Source organism: Pseudoalteromonas sp. TAB23, assembly GCF_000498075.1.
GTDB lineage: Bacteria > Pseudomonadota > Gammaproteobacteria > Enterobacterales > Alteromonadaceae > Pseudoalteromonas > Pseudoalteromonas arctica.
Genome location: NZ_AUTP01000326.1, coordinates 42,006 through 66,136 on the forward strand (window position 1 = coordinate 42,006; position 24,131 = coordinate 66,136).

A 24,131-nucleotide genomic window follows, 5' to 3' on the forward strand; every position below is an offset into this window, starting at 1 on the left:
CATTCTAGTACGGTTATTAATGATATAAAAGAGAGGATTGATGAGTAACTTAAAGCAACTTCCTATTCAATTACAAAAACTTGGCTTGATGCGCTTTGAACAGTTATACCCGCAGCAAAGTAAACAAAGTGAAGTTGTAAGGTTATTAGCATTAAGCGACTTTGCTTGGCGCAGTTTAGAATCACAACCTGATTTAAATACTTGGCTATTATGCAAAGACGAAATACAAAATAGAGTAATAGATTCTCCTTTTAAAAACCTCAACTTAGCTGACATTGATGAAGTGCAGTGCCATAAAGTACTTCGCCAATATCGTGAAAAGTACTGGCTTAAAGTCGCCTTTTTAGATTTATGCTGTAATAACCCCATTGCCGATAGTATTAATTACATAAGCCAATTGGCTGACATGCTAATAAATAGCGCTAACCAATGGGCGCATGCACAGGTGGCAAAAGTAAATGGTGAGCCGCTTGATGAGCAAAACCAAGCAATGCCATTAATGGTTTTAGGGATGGGGAAGCTCGGCGGACAAGAGCTAAATTACTCCTCTGATATTGATCTCATTTTTGCATATCCGCGCAGTACAAAAACCCAAGGTGGCCGCAGAAGCCTTGAGGCCCAAGTATTTTATACCAAAGTTGCACAAAAGCTCATTGCATCACTTAACCAAGCCACCGGTGACGGGCAGGTATTTAGGGTTGATATGCGCCTACGCCCGTTTGGCGAAAGTGGCCCTTTGGTTATGAGCTTTAATGCCATTGAAGATTACTACCAAGAACAAGGTCGCGACTGGGAACGCTACGCAATGTTAAAAGGGCGCCTAATTGGCACACCTAATAAATATTGGGATGAATTTATTAAGCTTTTAAAGCCGTTTGTTTATCGCCGGTATATTGATTTTTCGGTAATTGAATCTTTGCGTAAAATGAAGTTAATGATTGCACAAGAGGTTCGCCGTAAACGCTTAACTAATAATATAAAACTAGGTGCTGGTGGCATTCGTGAAGTTGAATTTATAGTGCAAGCCCTGCAAATGGTACGAGGTGGGCGAGAGGCTAACCTACAAACTCAATCATTACTTAAAGCATTAAATGAGTTGTCCCTCATCCAAGTTATAGATGAGCAAGAAGCAAGCGAGCTTAAACGCAATTACCTTTATTTGCGAAAAGTTGAGCAGTACTTACAAATATTTGACGATCAGCAAACGCAAACACTCCCCGATGATGAATTGAATCAGCAGCGCTTAAATTTATTATTAGAACAAGCTGATTTTTTTGCCACTTTAAGCACTATTGAAAAGGTAATGAAGCAAGTTAACGGTGAGTTTGCTCTCGTTATTGGTGAAGAAACCGCGCCACTAGATACCTGTGAAGGCGCATTTATTAGTGCTTGGGATCATGGTGATGTGAGCTTTTTAAAAGAGGCTAGAGATGAATGGCAAACACCCCTTAGCGATTTTAAATTAAGACTGTCTAAGGTAAACATAGGTAACCGAGGGCGTGAAACCCTTGATAAATTAATGCCTGTTTTATTGAGTCAGTTAAATGACTTCAATGCCAGCGCAGCTGCTTTTACAATGGTTTGCCAAATTTTTAATAAGATAATTTCACGTACTGCTTATTTAGAATTGCTGTACGAAAACCAAGGTGCATTAAAGCAACTTGTTTTACTGTGTTGTCATAGCAAATGGATAGGCGAGCATATTTCTCGCTACCCTATATTGCTGGATGAGCTAATAGATCCGGCTGTTCTTTATAAACCGACACCATTAACCGCTTATAAAGATGAAATAAGACAGTATTTTTTGCGAATAGAGCATGACGATTTAGAACTGCAAATGGAGTCGCTTAGGCAATTTAAGCAAACGCATCAATTACGAATTGCTGCTGCTGATGCAACCGGTGTTCTTGATGTAATGAAAGTAAGCGATCACTTAACCGTACTGGCCGAAGCGATTGTTGATCAAGCTGTTAATATTGCATGGCATAACACCGTTAAGCGTTTTGGTATGCCCCCTGGCACTGATGATGAAAACAAAGGTTTTGCTGTTATTGCATATGGTAAAACAGGCGGCTTAGAAGTAGGGTACGACTCAGATTTAGATTTGGTGTTTGTACATAATCATGATGGCTCAAGCCAAACCAATGGTGAAAAACCGATAGATTCTCGCCAGTTTTATTTAAAACTCGCTCAGCGCTTAATGCATTTATTTAATACTCGTACTGCATCGGGTATTTTGTATGAGCTTGATACGCGATTACGCCCTGAAGGTGCATCAGGTTTACTTGCTATCAATCTAGAGAGTTTTAATCACTATCAGCAAACTCAAGCATGGACGTGGGAACATCAAGCACTTGTGCGGGCTCGGTTAATTTTGGGCCAAGACGATCTTATAGAGCGTTTTTCACAAATTCGTAAAAATATACTTTGCCAACAGCGCGATGACACCGTGTTAAAAGCCGATGTAATAAAAATGCGCGAAAAAATGCGCGACCATCTAGCGAAGGGAAATACTGAGCAATTTGACTTAAAACAAGATGTTGGTGGTATGGCTGATATTGAGTTTATTACGCAATATTTAGTACTTAAACACGCTAATGAATTTGAGCAGCTTACCGTTTATTCAGATAACGTAAGAATATTAACGGATGCAGCAAATATAGGCTGTATTACTAAAGAGCAAAAACAGCAGTTGATCAAAGCGTATATTGATTATCGCTCGTGTTATCACGTGTTGAGCTTGGATCAAAAAGGCAAATTGATCTCGCGAGAAGCTTTTTTACAAGATATTACTAACGTAACGAATATTTGGAATAGTATTTTTGAATTGAATTGAATTGAATTGAATTGAATTGAATTGAATTGAATTGAATTGAATTGAATTGTAAAACCCAAGCGCTTGCTTGGGTTTTTTGTACGTGTAAACCCTTAAACCTTTAGCTTTAAACAGTTTGTTCGCACAAATTCTGATGGTAACTCTGTAATAACCGCTGCTCTTTGTTTGTGGCAAAAGTAAGTGTAAACCTCATGCTCAAAGTCGTCATTTATAGCACGACCAATTTGATAAAGTGCTGAAGTAAAGTTGCTGTCTACTCTAAAATGATCTTTAACTACGTAGTCTTTACTTAAATACCAATAAAGCTCAATACCTTCATTTTTAGCATATTGATAGAGTACGTCTTTAAGTGTTGTGCCATTTTCAAAGCGCCTAGGCTCAACTTCTCCAGTCCAATTTGTGGGCATTGGATCTACTGTTCGCGCACGTTCCGCTAATACTCTATCTAAGGTCTGTTCTGGTGTTTTAAGTTTTAAAACAAATTGATCTCGTTCTTTATTACTTTTTACTTGGTTACGAATAGAGGAGTAAAAACGTGATAATCCTTCGGCAGCTGCATTTTTAGATTTTTTAATATCAAATAAAGAACCATCACTCAACAAAAAGTATACGGCGAGTGCTATTAGTACAGCTGCAAATGATAAATGCCTAATCCAAAACCACATGATTATTACCCACCTTATTTGTTCCTATTATTGTTATACCATTACTTTTTATAAAAAGAAGGGGTATTTTTATCAGGTCGAGTTTTAAAACGACGGTGTAGCCACATATATTGTTCGGGTGCGGCATTAACAGATTGTTCCATGCGTTGATTTACACGTGTTACATCAGCCTTATTATCCCCACTGGGGAAGTTTTCAAGCTCTGGCAGTATTTCTAAGTGATATTTACCATTTTCATCACGGCGAGTTATTAAACTCATTGTTTCGCAGTTTTTACTGCCTGCAAACATAAGAGTACCCGTTGTAGTTGCAGCGTCAGGTACTGCGTAAAATGGGACAAATTCACAGCGGTTACGACCGTAATCTTGATCGGGTAAGTAATAACATACCTTTTTATTTTTTAATGCTTTTAGTAAACCTTTTACATCTTTTCGACCGATTAAATATTCGTTAGAGCGAAGGCGCCCATTAGTCGTAAAGTATTCCATTAGTGGGTTGTTATGAGGGCGATAAAAGCCAACACCCTGACACTCTAAGCCCATAATACGGCTANNNTAGCCATTTCAAGATGCAGAATATGAGGTACAAGCAATAAAACACCTTTACCAGACGCTTGTACGCGTTCAAAGTGCTCAAGCCCTTTAAAAGACCCTAATGCTTTTTGTGCTCGCCACTGTGGCCACCACCAGGCCATGCCAGTCTCAACCATTGCAATGCCGGTGTTTTCCATATTTTTGAGCACAAGGTCTTTTTGATCTGCTGCGCTCATATCAGGAAAACACAGCTTAATATTTACTTCTGCAATATGGCGACGGCGCTTCATAAATTTATGAACTAAGCGACCAAGCTGTTTACCCATTGCTAATTGTAGTTTTTGCGGTAACCAAGAAATTAAATATAAAAATAGAACGCCAATCCACGTTAACCAGTATCGAGGGCCCAAAAAAGATGCTTTAAAAGGAGATGAGGTGACCACAAAAATATCTCTGAGAATAAAAACGATAGTTTAACGCTAAGCGCTGTAAAATACAAAAAGCCAGCATTTAGCTGGCTTCCAATGTGTTCATACTGCACGAGTAATGAAAATTAAGCGGCTTTTAAACCTTGGTTTATAGCAACTAAATCTGCACTTGTTAATGTACCCGCAGCTTGTTTTAGGCGAAGGGTAGATAACACATAACGGTAACGTACATCAGCAAGGTTACGCTTTGCATCGTACAAATTTTGCGTACTTACTAGTACGTCAACAATGGTACGAGTACCTACTTCAAAACCAGCTTCAGTTGCTTTAAGGGCACTTTGAGCTGAAACAACGGCTTGCTCTAGCGCTTTGTAAGTAGCAATGTCTGATACAACTTGGTTATAAGATGTAATCACTGTGCGAGTTACTGCGCGGTAATTTGTTTCATAGTCTTGGCTCGCACCTACGTAAAACGCACGGGCCTGATTTGTTGCAGCAACTGTTGCACCACCTGAATATAAAGGTACGCTAAAGTTAAGCCCTACAGAGCTTGAGTCTGAGCGTGGCTGATCATCAAAGTTAGCGCCATTTATTTGATTGTCTGTAAGAGAATCGCCATAACTAGCACTTAGGGTTAGCTTTGGATAATGACCCGCTTTTGCTAATTCAATTTGATCTTTTGCAATATCAACCGTTACTTTAGACACTTGTAGGTTTATATTTTTATCTTCAGCTACTTTAACAAAGTCGCTTGAGCGCTTAGTTGGTTTAGTTGTTGAGAAAGTATCTGTATTTAAAAAGTCTAATTTTTCGTGATATTTACCTGTAATCTCACGAAGTTGCTCACGTGCTGTTTCTACAGCATTACCTGCAATAATTTCTTGAGCTACAGAGTTATCAAACTGAGCTTGCGCTTCATGTACGTCAGTAATTGCTGTTAAGCCTACCGCATAACGTTGTTTTGTTTGCTCAAGTTGACGTTCAATTGCACGTTTTTCAGCTTCAACAAATTCAAGGTTATCGCTTGCACTTAATACGTTAAAATAACCTTCAGCAACGCGTACAATTAAGTTTTGTTTAGCTGCATCGTATAGGCCGCTTGCTTGAAGCGCTTGCTTGTCGGCAATATCTAACGTATTCCAGGCACCTAAATCAAATAATGTTTGGCTTAAGCTTACACCGCGAGAGAATTGGTCTGTATCACTTTCAACTTTTACTTGGTTAGATAAGTCGCCAACGCTTTGGTACGACGTTGCATCGCTTTTTGTATAACCCATAGTTAAACCAATTTGAGGTAATAGTGCACTCATCGCCAAATCGCTTTGGTAAGACTGCGCATCGGCTTGGGCTTTTGCTTTTAAAACAGTAGGATCGTTAGCTGTCGCTATTTCAAAAACTTGTAGTAAATCTTCAGCTTTCACTGCTGTTGCACCTAATGCGCATGATAAACTAACTAGCGCCGCAAGAATGTTCTTTTTCATGTGGGGTTCGGTCCTTAGACAATTTTTGTACTAAAAGCATGTTAACCTGTTTTACTGCATAACAAAAAAAATAATTAGTAAAACAGTATGTTCAAGTGTAACAGAATATATTAACGCATTTTAAAGCTTTAGATAAGTAGGAGGTATGTACGTGGTTGATAAAAAGCTCGTTCAATTTACACATAAAGATGTGAATTTAAAGCCAATAAAAAACCTTTATAAAGGTTTTTTTCAGGTTGATTTATACCAGTTTGAACATGCTCTTTTTGCGGGTGGAAAATCTAAAGTAATTAGTCGAGAAATATTAGAACGTGGCGATGCAATTGCAGTACTCCCTTACGATCCAATATCAGATACTGTTCTTTTAATTGAGCAAATACGTATTGGCGCTATTAAAAGCAAGCATTCGCCTTGGCTGCTAGAGTGTATAGCCGGAATGACAGACGGCAGTACGGATTACGAATCAGTTGTAAAAAAAGAAGCGTATGAAGAAGCTGGGCTTGAATTAACTGAACTTGAATTTATGCTTTCATACCTATCAAGCCCTGGTGGTACAACTGAGCGCTTGCATTTGTATTTAGCGCGTACTGACTTAAGCCAAGTGAAATCAGGTGTATATGGTCTTGAAACTGAAGGGGAAGATATAAAAACTCACATTCTATCAGTTGATGATGCGCTAATGCGCCTCAATAACGGTGAAATGGATAATGCGGCAACGGTTATTTGTATGCAGTGGCTTGCGCTTAATCGTGAAAAAATGGCAAGCAAATGGGCATAAACTCTTACTAATATTATGGTGGTACTTTGACAGCACAATTAGCAACAAAGCGATATATTCAGAGCCTCCCAAAGTATTTAACACTTTGTGAGCATAACTATGTGCGACTATTAAAGTTGTTACCGAGCGAGCGCAATATAGGAAGCATTCGTGAAGTTAAATTTGGCAACAGTGAGTTTGCTACAAAAATTGATGGCAGCGCAAAATACACCATGGATATTTCAATTAAGCAGCTAACAGGAATGGTTAAAGGGATTACGCCACTGTATTTAACGGTACGCATGTATCACGATGCCAAAGTGGCTGAAATTGTTCATCACGATTACCATCAACGCATAAAACCATCTTATGGATACCCTAACCCTAAAATGCATCAAAAAGATGAAAAGTATCAACTGAATGCTTTTTTATACGATTGGTTAGTGGCCTGTGTAGAGCACGGACAAGCGACGTTAAATTGGGATGTAAATAATGGCTTGGTTTGATGATACATATACATTTGATAAATCATCTTTAAAAATTGCTCATATTACTGACAGCCATTTATTTGCAGACAAAAGCGGTGAGTACTTTACTGTAAATACCGCAGATCATTTTGAACAAGCCTTGGCACACATAGCTAAGCAATCAATAGACTGCATTATTTTTGGTGGCGATTTAACACAAGATCATAGTTTTGAATCGTACTTATTATTTAGTGAACTTATAAATGCCAGTGACATTACTTGCCCTGTATTTTGGGTGCCAGGTAATCATGATGAACTAGCAATGCTTAATCGCATAAGTGGTGGGCAAATAAATTCGGCTAAACATATTATTGCTAATGGGATTGAGCTACTTCTTATTAATTCTAAAGGGCCCACGCCCGCAGGATGGGTTACTGGCACGCATTTAGATGAAGTAACGGACGCTTTAGTCAACTCGAATAATAGTAAAGTTATATTTTGTCATCATAATCCGCTGCCAATAAACGGCTACCTTGATAAACACTTATTAGAAAATGGCCCACAGCTTTTAAATATCTTAGTTAATAGTAATAATGTATCTGCGCTTTTTCATGGGCATGTGCACAATGATTACGAACAAAGTTTTAGAGGGCTGCCCATATATGCGACCCCGGCCAGCTCAATACAGTTTGTAAAGCACACTTCACAGTGGGAGCAAAAAAATGCGGGACCAGCTTACAGAACGCTAAATATAAAGAGTAAAAAAGATAAAGTAGAAGTAAAAACGGAAGTAGTATGGCTAAACGCGTAATTTATATTCATGGCTTTAATAGTTCACAAAAATCATATAAAGCTGTGCGCTTTGGTGAGCTTATGGCAAACTATGACGTTGATTATTGTGTACCGAACTTAAACCACGAGCCCCTACAAGCTATAATTGAGCTTGAACAATTACTAACGCCAAATACCGTTTTATTAGGTAGCTCGTTAGGTGGTTTTTTTGCCACGTATTTATCGCAGCGTTATCAAATTCCTGCAGTGGTTATTAATCCCGCGGTCGCACCCTATAATTTATTACAGTCGTTACTTGGACCTAATTATAATCCGTATCAAGATTATCATTACGATTTAAATAACAGCCATATTGAGGCACTTAAATTACTCGCTGTAGATAAATTAGCATACCCTGAGTTACTGTACTTATTACAGCAAACAGGCGATGAAGTGTTGAACTTTCAACACGCAGTAAAATATTATTCGCAATGCAAGCAATTGATAGAATTTGGTGGCGATCATAGCTACGTTGAATTTGAACGCACCTTTGCAAGTATTGTAGATTTTCTTAAAATCACGTAAAACTAGTTAGCCTGAACTGAGGTTAGTTACTATATTAACGCTTTAGCGCATATAACAATAAAACTAGTAAAACGTATTAGAGCCTTAGCGGATATAAAGACAAAAACTATGAGTGATCAAAATTATAACGCCGAAGCCATTGAAGTACTTAATGGATTAGATCCGGTAAAACGACGCCCAGGGATGTACACAGATACAACACGTCCCAATCATTTAGGCCAAGAGGTTATCGATAACAGTGTCGATGAAGCTATGGCTGGTCATGCTACTCGTATCGACGTAATACTCCACGAAGACAATTCGCTTGAAGTAAGTGATGACGGGCGTGGTATGCCTATTGATATTCACCCAGAAGAAGGTATCCCTGGGGTTGAATTGATCTTCACTAAATTACACGCCGGTGGTAAGTTTTCTAATAAAAACTATCAATTTTCGGGTGGTTTACACGGTGTAGGTATTTCGGTAGTAAATGCGTTATCTACGCGTGTAGAAGTAACAGTAAGACGCGACGCTCAACAATTTAGAATGGCATTTGAAAGCGGCGATAAAGTAGAAGACTTAAATGTAATTGGTACAGTGGGTAAACGTAACACCGGCACTACGGTTCGTTTTTGGGCTGATGTTAGCTACTTTGATTCACCAAATTACTCAATTACCAAGCTTAATCATTTATTAAAAGCCAAAGCCGTTTTATGCCCCGGACTTCGTATTAAGTTTGTTAATAAGCAAACAAAAGAAACCCAAGAATGGTTTTACGAAACAGGCTTAAAAGACTATTTAGTTGAAGCAATTAAAGGTTTTGAAACATTACCGCAAGACCCATTTGTTGGCGAATTTAAAAGTTCAATTGAAGGCGCTGATTGGGCTGTTGTATGGCTACCAGAAGGTGGTGAATCAATAGCTGAAAGTTACGTAAACCTTATTCCTACCGCGCAAGGTGGTACGCATGTAAATGGTTTACGCCAAGGCTTGCTTGAAGCAATGCGTGAATTTTGTGAGTTTAGAAACTTACTCCCTCGTGGTGTAAAATTAACTCCTGATGACATTTGGGATCGTTGTAGTTACGTGTTGTCGGTCAAAATGCAAGACCCTCAATTTGCCGGTCAAACAAAAGAAAAACTATCATCACGCTCGTGTTCTGCGTTTGTATCGGGGGTTGTAAAAGACTCGTTTAGTTTATGGTTAAATGAACATACAGATACCGCAGAGTTATTAGCTGAGTTATGTATTTCAAATGCACAAACTCGCTTGCGTGCAGCTAAAAAAGTAGTGCGTAAACGTGTTACTGCAGGTCCTGCCTTACCGGGTAAACTTACCGATTGTAGCGCGGCCGATAACGACCGTACCGAATTGTTTTTAGTGGAAGGTGACTCTGCTGGTGGCTCTGCTAAACAAGCAAGAGACCGTGAATTTCAGGCTATCATGCCGCTACGTGGTAAAATTTTGAATACCTGGGAAGTTGAGTCAGGCCAAATACTAGCATCACAAGAAGTACACGATATTTCAGTGGCGCTGGGTATTGATCCAGAATCAACCGATATGTCGGCATTACGCTACAATAAAATTTGTATATTGGCCGATGCTGACTCGGATGGACTACACATCGCAACACTATTATGTGCACTGTTTGTTCGCCATTTCCCAGAGTTAGTAAAAACAGGGCATGTGTATGTAGCAATGCCGCCATTATTTAGAATCGATATTGGTAAAGAAGTTTATTACGCACTTGATGAGCAAGAAAAAACCGCTATTTTGGCGCGCATAGAAGCCGAGAAAAAACGCGGAAAAGTAAACGTACAACGATTCAAAGGTCTGGGTGAAATGAACCCGTTACAACTGCGTGAAACCACGATGGATCCAAATACACGACGTTTAGTGCAGCTTACGCTTGATGAAGAAGTAGAAACCATGGAAATGATGGATATGCTGCTTGCTAAAAAACGATCGCCTGATCGTCGTCAATGGTTAGAAGATCATGGTAACAAGGCACTCGTTTAATTACCTGTGCTTAACACTAGGAGAGGCGAATGAAAAAACTACTAGGAAGTTTGCTGTTACTTGGGCTGACTACCGCCCCTGTAATGGCGAAAAATATACTCGATAAGCTCACCGTAGCACCGGGATTTGAAATAAGCTTATTTGCAAATGATGTAGAAAATGCACGTCAAATAGCTGTTTCCAAAAAAGGTATTGTGTATGTTGGCTCTCGTAAAGCGGGCAACGTATATGCGCTTATTGATCATAATAGCGATGGCGTAGCAGATAAAAAAATTGTTGTGGCTAAAGGCCTAAACATGCCCTCTGGCATAGCAATTAAAAATGGCGATTTATACGTAGGCGAAGTACATCGTATTATTCGCTTTAAAAATATTGATACCCAATTAAAAGATCCAAAATTTGATGTGGTTTATAACGCATTACCGAGCGAGCGTCATCATGGTTGGAAATTTTTACGTTTTGCACCAACGGGCGAGCTAATCATTCCGGTGGGTGTACCGTGTAATATTTGTGCTGAAGATGAACGTTTTGGTCGTATTTTTGCGCTTAATGTAGAAACAAAACAAATAAAAACAATAGCCAAGGGCGTTAGAAACACCGTCGGTTTTGATTTTCATCCAGCTACTCAAGCTTTATGGTTTAGTGATAACGGTCGCGACATGATGGGCGATGATATTCCGCCTGATGAGTTAAACCGTGCAACGCAAGAAGGTGAGCATTTTGGTTTTCCGTATGTTCATGCCGGCGCAATTATTGACCCTGAGTTTGGGGAAGGTAAAAATATTGCCGATTACACGTCGCCAGCTCTTGCACTTCCAGCGCATGTAGCGCCACTGGGCATTCATTTTTATAACGGTAAGCAATTTCCAGCAAGCTATAAGCAACAATTATTTGTTGCTGAACATGGCTCATGGAACCGTTCTAAAAAGTCAGGTTATAAAGTAGGGCTAGCAACAATTGAAGTAGGTCGCGTAACTAAATATACGCCATTTATTACTGGCTTTATGAAAGACGAAACAACATTTGGACGCCCTGTTGCATTTGCAGAATTAGGTGACGGCAGTCTGTTAGTAAGCGATGATTACGCCAATGTAATCTACCGTGTAAGCTATAAGAAAAACTAGGTAAGCTTTAATGAGTGATACAGATACCTTGCTAATGCAAGGAATTGAGCAACAAACAATGGGGCGTTTTACCGAAGACGCCTATTTAAATTATTCCATGTACGTGATCATGGACCGCGCCTTACCGCATGTAGGTGATGGTTTAAAGCCAGTACAGCGTCGTATTATTTATGCGATGAGCGAACTGGGTTTGTCGGCTAACGCTAAGTACAAAAAATCAGCCCGTACAGTGGGTGACGTGCTTGGTAAGTACCATCCACACGGCGACAGTGCATGTTACGAAGCGATGGTGTTAATGGCGCAGCCGTTTTCTTACCGCTACCCTTTGGTGGATGGACAAGGAAACTGGGGCGCGGCAGATGACCCTAAATCGTTTGCAGCAATGCGTTATACCGAAGCGCGTTTATCTAAGTTTTCAGAAGTACTATTAAAAGAGCTTGGCCAAGGCACCGTAGATTGGACACCAAACTTTGATGGCACGATGGACGAACCTGTTGTACTGCCTTCTCGTTTACCGCATATTTTACTAAACGGTATAACGGGTATTGCCGTAGGTATGGCAACCGATATTCCGCCACATAACGTACGTGAAGTGGCTAGTGCATGTTGTTTATTACTTGATAAACCAAAAACAGAGCTTGAAGAATTACTTGAGCTTGTACATGCACCAGATTACCCAACAGATGCTGAAATAATTACCCCAAAAGCCGATATTCACAAAATATATAAAACCGGTCGTGGGTCTATCAAAATGCGTGCGGTTTATACCGAAGAGCATGGTGATATTGTTATTACAGCGCTGCCGCATCAATGTTCTGGTGGTAAAGTACTTGAGCAAATTGCAGCGCAAATGAACGCTAAAAAATTACCAATGATTGCCGATTTACGTGACGAGTCAGATCACGAAAATCCAACGCGCATTGTAATTATTCCGCGCTCAAACCGCATTAAAGCTGAGCCATTAATGGCGCATTTATTTGCAACCACCGATCTTGAAAAAAATTACCGCGTAAACTTAAACATGCTAGGCCTCGATGGCCGCCCGCAAGTTAAAGATTTACGCTGTATTTTAAGTGAGTGGCTAATATTTAGACGCGAAACAGTGCGTCGTCGTTTGCAGTATCGTTTAGATAAAGTATTAGCGCGTCTACATATTTTAGAGGGTTTATTAGCCGCCTTTTTAAATATTGATGAAGTGATTGAGATAATTCGCAGCGAAGATAAACCAAAGCCTGTATTAATGGAGCGCTTTGATTTAACTGATACGCAGGCAGAAGCAATTCTAGAATTAAAACTTCGTCATTTAGCAAAACTTGAAGAGTTTAAAATTCGTGGTGAGCAAGACGAACTGGCTAAAGAGCGTGATAAATTAGCGCAAATTTTGGGCTCGGAACGTCGTATGTCGACACTGCTTAAAAAAGAAATTCAAGAAGCCGCTGAAATGTACGGTGACGATCGTCGCTCACCAGTGATTGAGCGCTCAGAAGCGAAAGCACTTAACGAAAAAGATTTAATTCCGTCAGAGTCAGTTACTGTTGTGCTATCAGACAAAGGCTGGGCACGCGTTGGTAAAGGTCATGACTTAGATGTACAAGGCTTAAATTATCGCTCAGGTGACGGCTTTAGAGCCTCTGCTCGTGGTAAGAGTAATCAACCTGCGGTATTTTTAGATTCAGCAGGGCGGGCGTTTGCAACTGATGCGCACAGTCTACCTTCGGCGCGTAGCCAAGGGGAGCCAATGACAGGTCGTTTTAACTTAACACCAGGCGCTAATTTTGAGCACGTGGTAATGAGTGAAGACGAGCAAGTATTGCTTATGGCGTCAGATGCAGGTTACGGCTTTATTACCGACTTTAAAGACTTAGTTAGTAAAAATAAAAACGGTAAAGCGCTCGTAAGTGTCCCTAAAGGTGGAATATTACTTTCTCCTATTAGAGTGAACGATGTTGCTAGCGATTACTGTATGGCTATTTCTAACGAAGGTCGAATGCTTTTATTCCCGCTGCGAGACTTACCAAAATTAGGTAAGGGTAAAGGTAATAAAATCATTTCTATACCGGGTGCTAAAGTACAAGCCCGTGAAGAGTTTGTAAAAGTGCTTGCTGTTGTACCACTAGGAAGCAGTGTTACGCTTCATGCTGGTAAGCGTAAACTAACACTTAAACCAAGTGATTTAGAGCATTATCATGGTGAGCGAGGACGTAGGGGTAATAAACTACCGCGTGGCTTACAGCGTGTTGACGAAGCCGTTGTTGAGCTAACCCCTCAAGATGATGAACCAATAGACGTTATTAGCGAAGAGTAGCCAATTACTTTTTTGTATAAATAAAAACGGTCTGCATTTGCAGGCCGTTTTTGTTTTAAAATAAAGAGCTTAAATATTTCAGCGTACACTTGTGCGCTATTGACTCGTTTGTGTCACAAAATAACGCTATAATAATTATAATTCATTTTTGGAGAAGCCCATTTGCTAGCTGTTATACGCGTTTTTATTATGCTGCTGTTTATATTATTCAGTTGTATTTTTGGTTTATTACTTTCGATTGTAAGACCATTTCACCCTAATAATGTACATATTATAGCGGGTTGGTTTGGCTCAATGGCTAAAATGGTTGGCGTTAAGCTAGTTTTAACACGTCATAAAGATGCCGTTGATCCAGGTCCTGCAGTTTATGTTGCTAATCATCAAAATAGCTACGACTTATTTACAGTGCCAGCAATGGTGCCAAAAAACTGCGTAAGTTTGGGTAAAAAGAGCTTAAAGTGGATCCCATTTTTCGGTCAGCTTTATTGGTTGTCGGGTAATATATTAATAGACAGATCGAATCGCTCCAAAGCGGCAGGAACTATCTCAAAAGCAGCCGAAAAAATTAAAAATAATGGCTTATCTGTATGGATGTTTCCAGAAGGTACACGAAGCTACGGAAGAGGGTTGCTACCATTCAAAACCGGTGCATTTCACACCGCAATGAGCGCAGATGTACCCATAATTCCGGTATGTATGAATACAACACATAAAACCATTAAGCTAAATCGTTGGGATAATGGTACAATTCACATCGAAATGTTAGCGCCTATACCGCTTGATAAAGAAATTAGCGCGCGTGAGCATGCTAAAAGCGTGCATAGCATTATGGCTGCTAAAATAACTGAATTAGATGCTCAAGTGAGAGAAAAATAATGGAAAACTGGCGTGAAATAAGTGAAGACATCGTAAGTTCACTACTTGAAGATGGGTCAGACCCTGAAATACTTTATGAAGTAGAGCACCACTTTGTGTGTGAAGACTTTCCTAAGTTAGAGCAAGCTGCACTTGCTGCTTTTAAATTGGGTTACGATGTTGAAGAACCAGCAGAGCTTGAGCTTGAAGACGGTAACAAAATTTGGAGCTTTGACATTGTAGTTGAAGCTGAGCTAGACGTAGACGTTATTATGGAAGACGTTGATAAGCTAGCGCAACTAGCCGTTGAGTGCGAAGTTGAGTACGATGGTTGGGGTACTTACTTTCAAGAGTAATGTAATTAACGAGTGTTTAGATTAACTAGTTTAAAAGCGAGTGCTGTAGAAGCACTCGCTTTTTTATGCCTATAACTAGGGCATGTTTATTTTCGAGGTTATACCAATCCGTAATAATACTTAATCATTTTACGGGGCTAAACGTGTCGCTACCTGCGTTAAAAAATTCTCATTTAGAACAACTAAATAGCGATTTTTTTACCTAGCTATCAACACGTTTTTCCAGCCTTAAAATAGATCACTTAATTAAACGAATTGGTATTAAATAAATATACTGCTACAAATTCAACCACCAAAGGTCAACATGGACTAGCTAGAGACTAATAAATCTAAATATTTAGGGCTTTAATATGCTAGTAAATGTGTTGATTAAAGCTCCATTTAATTAATTATTCGTACTAAATCTATTTTCAAATCAAGCTGTGTTAGTGCCTTATTGGTATGACCAGTTTTTCTCAGTTACAATTTAATCAAAATTTAATTCGGTTTATTCATAAAGCATTAAGCTATAAATAAAAATTGGTAATAGACCATTTTATTTTAATTACTACTATTTTCTGAAATTTACAAATAACAACATTCGTTTTTTTAAATTGGTTTGTTTTTAACTTGTTGTTATTAATTGATTAATGTTTATTTTATTATTATTTTTAGAACGTTTAGCTGATTTCATGGTAACAATTCACTTGTTGACATATTGGATACAAAAAATATAGCCTTGCCTTACCGGTTTGGTAATGTTTTGGTAATACCAATTTGAGTTATTTTAATTTATTTTTGATATTACCAATTTTTTGAATTGAAAGTCTGTTTACATGATGCAAGCTCAAGCTAAGTTTGGTATTTAGTACTAAGTTAGCTGTTAGGTTATTTATACAGATTTAAAGGAATAAAAATGATGGTTAAATATAAAAAGTTACTTATTTGTTCTGCAATTGCTGCGAGTACTTCTTTTGCGCATGCTGCCACGATTGATAATTCTGGTTTTGAAGATGGTTGGAGTAACTGGAATGAAACAGAGCCCGCAGCACTATCTTCAGATTCGTATAAAGGCTCTAAATCATTAAAAATTCAAGGTAGCCCAGGGCGTGTTTACCAGAATGTAGATGTAGATCGAAATACTCAGTACACGTTAAGTGCGTACGTACTTGGCAAGGGACAAATCGGCATTAACGATCTTAATGGTTTGTTTAAAAGTGAGAAATTTAACGTTTCTTCGTGGACAAAAGTATCTAAAACTTTCACCACAGCTAGTACTAATTCATTGCAGGTATTTGCTAAGCATGACAAAAGCTCAAATGATGTTCGCTTTGACAACTTTTCATTAACTAAGGGAACTTCTTCTGGCGGTGGAGACACGGGTGGTGGTGATACTGGCGGTGGCGACACTGGTAGTGGCTCAGGTATAGCAAGCAACATCACCAACGGTAGTATTTTTGACCTTGAAGGTAACGATCCTCATCCATTAGTAAATAGCGACACTTTAGAGTTTGTTCCTCTAGAAGCGCGTCATATCACTCCAAACGGGAATGGCTGGCGTCATGAATATAAAGTAAAAGAAAGTGCACGTGTTGCAATGACTGAAACCTATGAGGTTTTTGAGGCAACTGTAAAAGTTGAAATGTCAGATGGTGGTAAAACGATTATTTCTCAGCACCACGCTAGCGATACGGGTACGATTTCAAAAGTATATGTTTCAGATACTGATGAATCAGGTTTTGATGATAGCGTAGCAGGTAACGGGATTTTTGACGTTTATGTTCGCCTGCGTAACACCAGTGGTAAAGAAGAAAAACATGCACTAGGTACTATCAGAAGTGGTGGTTCATTCAATCTAAAAGTAGTTAATAATTACGGTGATGTAGATGTGACTGCACTAGGTACTACCTTTGGTATTCCGGTAGAAGATGATTCAGAATCTTACTTCAAGTTTGGTAATTATTTACAATCACAAGACCCATATACACTAGATGAGTGTGGCGAGTCAGGAAACTCAGATTCATTTAAAGAGTGCTTTAAAGATTTAGGAATTACAAAAGCTAAAGTAACAATGACTGACGTTAGTTATACGCGTAAAACTAACTAATTATTTAGTTATTCAGTAGTTTAGAAAGCTACTTAGTTTAAAGCTGAGTGGCTTTTTTAACTGTAAAAACTTAATTTATACCAATTCGCTTAATTAAGTGATCTATTTTTAGGTAAGAAAATAGTGTCGATAACAAAGCAAAAATTTCGTTATTTAGTTATTATCACTAATTGCTCCTGCATTGCTCTACCTCCTGCATCCATGCAGACGTATATCAGAAATTTTTAACGCAGTTAGCGTCAGATTTAATCTCTCAAATTGATTAAGTATTATTGCGGGTTGGTATTACAACCATTTTTTATTTTTAAAATACACACCAATACCGCCAGTAAGCACAATTAAAAATATGACAAAAGCACTAAACGCATAAGGACTCTCGGTACCCGGAATGCCTCCTACGTTTACGCCGAACAGGCCGGTTAAAAAGCCTAAAGGTAAAAACAATGCAGCCACAACCGACATTACATACATACGCTGATTTAATTGCTCAGACACTTGGTTAGTGATTGTTTGTTGAATGATTTGCGCACGTTCAATAGAGCTATCAAGCTCCTCTAAATAACGAATAAGTAAGTTAGTTGTTTCGTTTAATTTTGCTTTATCGTCATCTAACAGCCACGGGTAGTGATTATTTACCATTGAGCTAAGGGCTTCTTTTTGCGGTTTTAAATAACGCTTTAAGGCAATTGTTTGACGGCGCAACTGTGATAAACCTTGGTTATCAAACTTTTTACTTGGTTCATCTATTTCTTCTTCAAACTCGTCGAGTGTTTCATCTAGTGAGTCAATAACGCTTTGCATGCGAGAAGTTAGTTTTTGTGTAATAGAGCATACTAGCTCAGAAATATTGCATGGGCCTTTATTTTCATTTAAACAGGCGAGCGTATCTTGCACCGATAATAAACGACGCTTGCGGGTAGTAATAAGAATGTCTTCGCTAATAAATAAACGAATTGAAACCATGTCTTCAGGGCTTTGTGCTGGATTTAAATTTACACCACGTAAAAATAACATATGTCCGTTAGTAGTTGATGTAATACGCGGGCGTGTTTCATCAGCAATTAAGGACTCTAATTCGTAGTCGTTTAAATGAGGTTGTGCCTTGAGCCACTCAACAGCCTCGCTTTGGCTATAGTCCATGTGCACCCAAAGTTTTCCGTGGCTTGGTTGCCAGCTATTTAGCTCATTAGTGCTTTCAATAGGGCGAGCGCCGCCTTGTCCATCAAGTACAAGTGCATGTAGTAAACCATTAATCATAATTATTTCTCATAATAGTGTATTTTTAATACCGTTAACTATAGTGTATCTACTTAACTATTTTAAACTTACCTTTATTTTTAATAAGTTAAGCTTAAATAGCAAAATATATGCAGAGCCTTTGGGCTGAGTAAAGTGGCATAAAGTACTATTCAGCAAGGCGTGCATTGTGTGACCAGTTGTTTAAAAAGATCAATTTAATTTACTAATCGACTAGATAAATTTATTTCGTTGGTGTTTTTTTACCTGTAGCGTATAAGTCACTTTTTTATTAAGGGCACATTTATGACAGCAAAGATCACAGTTGGTTGGCGTGAGTGGTTAAGTTTACCTGAGCTTGGTATTAACGAGATAAAAGCAAAAATTGATACTGGCGCTCGCACTTCATGTATTCATGCAATTAACATTGAAGAATACGAAGTTGACTCAGAAAAATGGGTTAAATTTACGGCCCAGCCACTGCAAGATGATGAGCAAACGCAAGTCACTTGCAATGCAAAAGTTAAAAAAATGAAGTACGTAACCAGCTCAAGTGGGCAAAAAGAGTTACGTTACTTTATAGAGACTACATTGCATGCAGACGAGCACAGCTGGCCTATCGAGCTTACTTTAACAAGCCGTGCAACAATGAAGTTTAGAATGTTATTAGGGCGTACAGCCATGGAAAATCGTATAGTCGTTGACCCGGCTTTATCTCAACTATTAGGTCGTAAGGTTTAACTATGAAAATCGGTATTTTATCTCGCAACAGAAAATTATATTCAACACGTCGCTTAATTGAGGCGGCAGAGGCACGCGGTCACGAAGTTAAAGTGATTGATGCATTGCGCTGTTATATGAATATCAACTCTGAGCAACCAGAAATTCACTATCGCGGTGAAAACTTAAAAGAATTTGACGCAATCGTCCCGCGTATTGGTGCATCGGTTACATTTTATGGCTGTTCGGTACTTCGTCAGTTTGAAATGATGGGTGTTTACCCTGTAAACGAATCAGTCGCTATTTCTCGTTCGCGCGATAAATTACGCTCACTTCAGTTACTTTCGCGCAAAGGCGTTGGTATGCCAGTAACAGGTTTTGCTAGCAAACCAGATGATGTAAAAGACTTACTAGAAATGGTAGGCGGTGCACCTGTTGTAATTAAATTACTTGAAGGCACACAAGGCATTGGTGTTGTACTTGCTGAAACACGCAAAGCGGCTGAAAGTGTTATTGAAGCATTTATGGGCTTAAAAGCTAATATTATGGTTCAGGAATACATTAAAGAAGCGGGTGGTGCCGATATACGTTGTTTCGTATTAGGCGATAAAGTAATAGCAGCTATGAAGCGCCAAGCACAAGAAGGTGAGTTCCGCTCTAACCTTCACCGTGGTGGTAGTGCTACATTAGTTCGTATTACTCCAGAGGAGCGTAAAACGGCAGTAGCGGCGGCTAAATCAATGGGCTTGAACGTAGCGGGAGTTGATTTACTTCGCTCATCTCGTGGACCACTTGTGATGGAAGTAAACTCATCACCAGGTTTAGAGGGCATTGAAATAGCAACAGGTAAAGACATTGCAGGCATGGTGATTGATTTCATCGAAAAAAATGCCTCAAGTAAAGGAACAGCAACACGTGGCAAAGGTTAAAATTAACCGTCCTTTTACCTTATTAGGTGAAAGTGTAGGCGTAGGCGAGCGTAAAACACTTGCCTTAGAGGCAGCTAAGCTTTATACCCATTCACCACTTAATATTCCTATTGAAGTGGTTAACGGTGTAATGGAAGGTCCTGTGCTTATGGTGTGTGCGGCTATTCATGGTGATGAGCTAAATGGCGTAGAAGTTGTGCGTCAGTTAATTGCTAAAATAGACCCAAGCCAACTGCGCGGCACAATAATCGCTGTGCCTATTGTGAATGTGTTTGGCTTTATTCATAAATCGCGTTATTTACCAGACCGACGCGATATGAACCGTAGTTTCCCAGGTTCTGAGCGTGGCTCACTTGCTGGGCGTATGGCTTATATGTTTTTTAATCAAGTGGCAATACATTGTACCCACATTATTGATTTACATACTGGCGCTATTCATCGAACTAACTTACCGCAAATTCGCGCTAACTTAGCTGATGAAGCAACCGCTGAAATGGCTAAAGCATTCGGCACGCCAGCAGTTATAGATGCATCATTGCGTAATGGCTCATTACGAAGTGAAGCAGCAAACCTAGGTATACCGGTTATAACCTATGAAGCTGGTGAAGCACTGCGTTTTGATCCAATCGCAATTGCGGCAGGTGTGCAGGGTGTTGATTATGTTATGCGTCATTTAAAAATGATCCGTGGCAAGCGTCCTAAAAAGTTACCAGATCCTATTATTGCAGGTTCAACTAGTTGGATACGTGCCGAAGTTGATGGTATTGTGCGTGCACAAGTATCACTGGGTGAGCATGTAACTAAAGGGCAAGTACTTGCTTATATTAGTAGCCCACTAGGTGACTCTGAGCTTGAGCTTTTAGCGCCTAAAGGCGGTATTGTTATTGGTCAGCAAACTATGCCATTAGTAAATGAAGGTGATGCGGTATTCCACCTTGCTTACTTTGCAAATGACAATAGTTTAGTAGAGCAGCAACTAGAGAACTTTATTGATGAGATAAATGATTTAGATGACGAGCTTAAAACAGCTGAGCTAAATAACTAATAGTTAACCTTAATTTTGGTTAGTTAAAGCATTAAAAAAGCCGCAGAAGGTAATTATCTTCTGCGGCTTTTTTGTGACTATTACTTTTTTAACTATGTTTTTTAGGGCCAATAATACGTTTTATAACGGGAGCTTTTGTTGGCTTTGGTTCTTTATTTAAAACCATGACAGGGCGTGTCACAAATAAATTATTAGGGTAAATTACACGGTGCCCATCAATATGCTCAAGTACTACATTCATTAAGCCCATTTCAACAATGCGGCCTTCAATATGATTCGCACCATCAATAATTCGTACCCAATAGCCAACACGGCAATCGTTTTGAATAAACATTAGTAAAAATGCGGTGAGGTTACTCAATAATGACCAAGCGGCAAAAAGTGCTACCCCTAACATGGCAAATAAAGAGGAGCCTAAAACCAATAAGCCACGCAGCTCTATACCCCAAAATACTAAAACTAAACACAGCACGACAAAGGCGAGTATAATTTTTAGTAAGAGCTCTGCACGATATTTTCGGTGTAAATCAACTTTCCCCTTAATTGCTTTTTCGAGTAATTTTTTGGTTATTTTTAATAGCAGAGGGAAAACCAAAATAGCGATTATAGTTACAATTAACTTATATTGTGATGCAAACAATTCTAAAACTTCTATTATTTCCACATTAGACCTTGAACTTTTATACCAATTTAATTTATTCAATTGGTATTAGTTTAACGCGTTTGTATTATTTAAAAAGTGTTTTTAACGCTCACTAACCACTGTACTGAGTCTACGTCATCGTAGCTATCAACTGGGGCTGCAATATCAATGTGGATCATAGTTCCTGAGTTTGCACGACTTGGTGCTAAACGAAGACCCACGCCTATATTTTTTAATACATGTGCGTTTTCGCCATTATCTTTATCGTTAAACCATGCTCTGCCCACATCTACAAAAGCTGCGCCACCCACTTTAAATAGTTGTAGTAAATCGTACTCCCAGTAATAGCGCTTTTCTAGATTAACTAAAAAGCTGCGGTCGCCATGTTGATAATCCATAGGGTAACCACGCAGGCCTGTTTCGCCGCCTAAAGTAAGCTGTTGATCAGCAGTAAGGTTTTTTGCGTATTGCACCCGGGCTTTAACATACCAAGATTGGTCTTCACTGGTATTTAAATAATATTGTACTTGGCTAGTGGCCATAAAGTTTTCGAGTTTTTTCTGTTCTTTATTCCAATAGCCATCAATATCAGCACTAAAACGCCATAAGGTATTATCGTTAGTAAAGTGGGCTTTTTTAAAGTTAAAAGAATACACCGCGCGGCTGTCGTCATTACTTAATGATTCGTCTGAATAGCCAATTAAGCTTTTAATATTCCAACCTAAGTTTAAATCCTCAGTGCGAGATATACTGTCAAAATTGCGTACTTTTATGTAGTTATCTTCAAACCAATGGCCGCTTATAAAGGGATAACTTAAACTTCTGTCATCGGCAAGTGGTGCAAATGTAGTGTCTATAGCTTCAAAGGTATGCTGCTCGTCGGTATAACCTAAGGTTAAGCGTTGGGTCCAATTATTATTAAGCGCTTTAGAGTGTCCTATAAATGCACGGTTTAAATCAGTAGTTTGATCAAATTCGCTAAACTCTTCGCCGCGTTTATATAGTGACTCTTCGCGCTGCTCAGAATAGCTTAAAATACCGTAACTAAAAGGGGTGTCTATCGCGTAAAATGGATAGGTTAGCTCAAGTAAATGGCGCTTGCCATCGCTGTTATCAGCGTACTCTAAACGGCCGCGGTAGCGAGTAGATAAAATATTAGGATCGTCGTAAACAAATAAATAACCGCTACGATCGCTGTCGGTCGTGCGTGACAAAGAAAGGCGCTTCCCCCAACCAAGCAGGTTTGATTCTCTAAAACCTATACTTGATTTATTTTCTCCGCCGCTACGGCTAAAGTTTACTTCAGGTAAAAGTGTCCATAAATCACGGGTAACCACTTCTACATTAACGTCACCGTCGCAGTTTTCGATTGCACTAATTTGTGCATCATATAAGTAGCTTTCTTTACGAAGTAGGCGCTCAGACTCTGCAAGCTTTTTAGCATCGTACTTGTCACCAGGGGAGAATAATAAAAGGTTATTAATGACATCGGGCTCTGTTTGAATATGAGCGCGGTTAGCAAATCGGAATAGGGCATTATTTTCCTCTTCAAGCTCAGTATTAAATACATTAAGTTGCTTGAGCTTTATTGAGGCTATTTTAGCGTTACTATTACTGTGCGTGAGGGTTGTTTTGTCTTGAACTTCTCGGCGTAAGTTTTTATTTGTGCTTAAATCTGTCTGTTCTACAAGGCAGTTATCAGTTTTCGTTGAAGATTGTTGTGCGAATGCATTAGGCACATAAAAGCTTAAAACCGTTAAGCTAATACAACATTGTGCTATCCATTTCTTATTCACCATTAAACCTCTTTACTGCTACGTAGCAAATGACTATCGTAATATCAGCTTACATCATTGTTATTATAATGTAAGTAAAAGGTATGGATTTTGAAACTAATTAATTGTTACTCATATTCACTTATGTTAATAACCAACCTGGTTTAGAACCGCCTGTGGGCGGGATATTAAAAGCTAACTTAAATAAAATGCTAAAGCGGCTAATAAGTGCTCAGCTTCATGGCCTTCGGCATTAATCCAAATACTTTGGCTGTAATGCTCATAGTTTAAATTAAAGGTATGCTGATTATAGGTAAAGCGAACTTGATGGCGATCGGCGCCTGCAGAATACTCATTGAGTGTTACATCGTCTGAGTGTAAAAAGAGTGTGCTCCACAGTTCAAAGTCTTCATCGTGTGGAGGCTCGACTGGCGTAATTAAAATGTATTTATGGGCGTGGTCATATTCTATTTGGGTCATAACATTCTTAATTTGTAGCTAGGTAATTGCGAATTGCAGTTAAAAACTCGCCGCCG

The 24,131-nt window shown here is 39.1% G+C and carries 20 protein-coding genes and 1 pseudogene; 14 read left to right on the forward strand and 7 right to left on the reverse strand.

Annotated elements, in window-relative coordinates:
* Window positions 1-40: 40 nt before the first annotated feature.
* A complete protein-coding gene (gene glnE / locus L654_RS0121940; RefSeq protein WP_024609052.1) occupies window positions 41-2,836 on the forward strand; it encodes a bifunctional [glutamate--ammonia ligase]-adenylyl-L-tyrosine phosphorylase/[glutamate--ammonia-ligase] adenylyltransferase in 2,796 nt (931 codons plus the stop codon).
* 92 nt (window positions 2,837-2,928) lie between these two features.
* On the opposite strand, the gene L654_RS0121945 is transcribed toward glnE, so the two are convergent.
* From L654_RS0121945 to tolC, 3 genes and pseudogenes are all read right to left on the reverse strand, one after another.
* A complete protein-coding gene (locus tag L654_RS0121945; protein ID WP_007585389.1) occupies window positions 2,929-3,501 on the reverse strand; it encodes a toxin co-regulated pilus biosynthesis Q family protein in 573 nt (190 codons plus the stop codon).
* A gap of 41 nt (window positions 3,502-3,542) precedes the next feature.
* A pseudogene (lpxL, locus tag L654_RS01000000126595) lies at window positions 3,543-4,477 on the reverse strand (LpxL/LpxP family Kdo(2)-lipid IV(A) lauroyl/palmitoleoyl acyltransferase).
* Between the two features lie 110 nt (window positions 4,478-4,587).
* Window positions 4,588-5,943 carry an outer membrane channel protein TolC gene (gene tolC / locus L654_RS0121955; protein ID WP_024590686.1) on the reverse strand — a complete coding sequence of 452 codons (1,356 nt, stop codon included), beginning with the start codon at window positions 5,941-5,943 and terminating at the stop codon, window positions 4,588-4,590.
* Window positions 5,944-6,094: 151 nt separating this feature from the next.
* On the opposite strand from tolC, the gene L654_RS0121960 reads away from it, so the two are divergent.
* The 10 genes from L654_RS0121960 (at window position 6,095) to L654_RS0122005 (ending at window position 17,247) form a co-directional block, all read left to right on the forward strand.
* A complete protein-coding gene (locus tag L654_RS0121960) occupies window positions 6,095-6,721 on the forward strand; it encodes an NUDIX domain-containing protein (protein ID WP_010553288.1) in 627 nt (208 codons plus the stop codon).
* Between the two features lie 26 nt (window positions 6,722-6,747).
* Window positions 6,748-7,206, forward strand: a complete 459-nt coding sequence (locus L654_RS0121965; RefSeq protein WP_024590688.1) for a DUF1249 domain-containing protein — start codon at window positions 6,748-6,750, stop codon at window positions 7,204-7,206.
* Window positions 7,193-7,978 (forward strand): metallophosphoesterase, encoded by a 786-nt coding sequence (locus tag L654_RS0121970; RefSeq protein ID WP_024590689.1) that lies wholly within the window; start codon window positions 7,193-7,195, stop codon window positions 7,976-7,978. Before L654_RS0121965 ends, L654_RS0121970 begins: the two co-directional genes overlap by 14 nt.
* Window positions 7,963-8,523, forward strand: a complete 561-nt coding sequence (locus tag L654_RS0121975) for a YqiA/YcfP family alpha/beta fold hydrolase (protein ID WP_007585377.1) — start codon at window positions 7,963-7,965, stop codon at window positions 8,521-8,523. The genes L654_RS0121970 and L654_RS0121975 overlap by 16 nt, the downstream gene beginning before the upstream one ends.
* 108 nt (window positions 8,524-8,631) lie before the next feature.
* Entirely contained in the window at window positions 8,632-10,521 is a 1,890-nt protein-coding gene (parE, locus tag L654_RS0121980; RefSeq protein ID WP_010553287.1) for a DNA topoisomerase IV subunit B, read from the forward strand.
* Window positions 10,522-10,550: 29 nt separating this feature from the next.
* Window positions 10,551-11,645, forward strand: a complete 1,095-nt coding sequence (locus L654_RS0121985; protein ID WP_024609053.1) for a PQQ-dependent sugar dehydrogenase — start codon at window positions 10,551-10,553, stop codon at window positions 11,643-11,645.
* Between the two features lie 10 nt (window positions 11,646-11,655).
* Entirely contained in the window at window positions 11,656-13,950 is a 2,295-nt protein-coding gene (gene parC / locus L654_RS0121990) for a DNA topoisomerase IV subunit A (RefSeq protein ID WP_010553285.1), read from the forward strand.
* A gap of 162 nt (window positions 13,951-14,112) precedes the next feature.
* Window positions 14,113-14,826 carry a 1-acylglycerol-3-phosphate O-acyltransferase gene (locus L654_RS0121995; protein WP_024590693.1) on the forward strand — a complete coding sequence of 238 codons (714 nt, stop codon included), beginning with the start codon at window positions 14,113-14,115 and terminating at the stop codon, window positions 14,824-14,826.
* Entirely contained in the window at window positions 14,826-15,161 is a 336-nt protein-coding gene (gene rraB, locus L654_RS0122000; RefSeq protein ID WP_007585369.1) for a ribonuclease E inhibitor RraB, read from the forward strand. The genes L654_RS0121995 and rraB overlap by 1 nt, the downstream gene beginning before the upstream one ends.
* Window positions 15,162-16,059: 898 nt before the next feature.
* Window positions 16,060-17,247, forward strand: coding sequence for a polysaccharide lyase family 7 protein (locus L654_RS0122005; RefSeq protein WP_024590694.1), 1,188 nt, complete (start codon window positions 16,060-16,062; stop codon window positions 17,245-17,247).
* Between the two features lie 285 nt (window positions 17,248-17,532).
* Here L654_RS0122005 and zntB read toward each other — a convergent pair whose 3' ends face one another.
* Window positions 17,533-18,504, reverse strand: a complete 972-nt coding sequence (gene zntB / locus L654_RS0122010; RefSeq protein WP_024609054.1) for a zinc transporter ZntB — start codon at window positions 18,502-18,504, stop codon at window positions 17,533-17,535.
* A gap of 285 nt (window positions 18,505-18,789) precedes the next feature.
* On the opposite strand from zntB, the gene L654_RS0122015 reads away from it, so the two are divergent.
* The 3 genes from L654_RS0122015 to L654_RS0122025 are packed head-to-tail and all read left to right on the forward strand — an operon-like array spanning window position 18,790 to window position 21,177.
* Window positions 18,790-19,224, forward strand: coding sequence for an ATP-dependent zinc protease (locus L654_RS0122015; RefSeq protein ID WP_024590696.1), 435 nt, complete (start codon window positions 18,790-18,792; stop codon window positions 19,222-19,224).
* Between the two features lie 2 nt (window positions 19,225-19,226).
* Window positions 19,227-20,132: a 30S ribosomal protein S6--L-glutamate ligase gene (rimK, locus tag L654_RS0122020; RefSeq protein WP_002961977.1), complete on the forward strand. Its 906-nt coding sequence runs from the start codon at window positions 19,227-19,229 to the stop codon at window positions 20,130-20,132.
* Window positions 20,119-21,177, forward strand: coding sequence for a succinylglutamate desuccinylase/aspartoacylase family protein (locus L654_RS0122025; RefSeq protein WP_024590698.1), 1,059 nt, complete (start codon window positions 20,119-20,121; stop codon window positions 21,175-21,177). The genes rimK and L654_RS0122025 overlap by 14 nt, the downstream gene beginning before the upstream one ends.
* 88 nt (window positions 21,178-21,265) lie before the next feature.
* Here the strand turns inward: L654_RS0122025 and L654_RS0122030 are convergent, their stop codons facing one another.
* From L654_RS0122030 to L654_RS0122040, 3 genes are all read right to left on the reverse strand, one after another.
* The gene (locus L654_RS0122030; RefSeq protein ID WP_010553281.1) at window positions 21,266-21,841 is read right to left on the reverse strand and encodes a mechanosensitive ion channel domain-containing protein; all 576 of its coding nucleotides are present in this window, start codon (window positions 21,839-21,841) and stop codon (window positions 21,266-21,268) included.
* A gap of 68 nt (window positions 21,842-21,909) precedes the next feature.
* A complete protein-coding gene (locus L654_RS0122035; protein WP_024609055.1) occupies window positions 21,910-23,619 on the reverse strand; it encodes a BamA/TamA family outer membrane protein in 1,710 nt (569 codons plus the stop codon).
* A 171-nt stretch (window positions 23,620-23,790) separates the two neighbouring features.
* Window positions 23,791-24,075: a DUF3630 family protein gene (locus L654_RS0122040; protein ID WP_024609056.1), complete on the reverse strand. Its 285-nt coding sequence runs from the start codon at window positions 24,073-24,075 to the stop codon at window positions 23,791-23,793.
* Window positions 24,076-24,131: the final 56 nt, after the last annotated feature.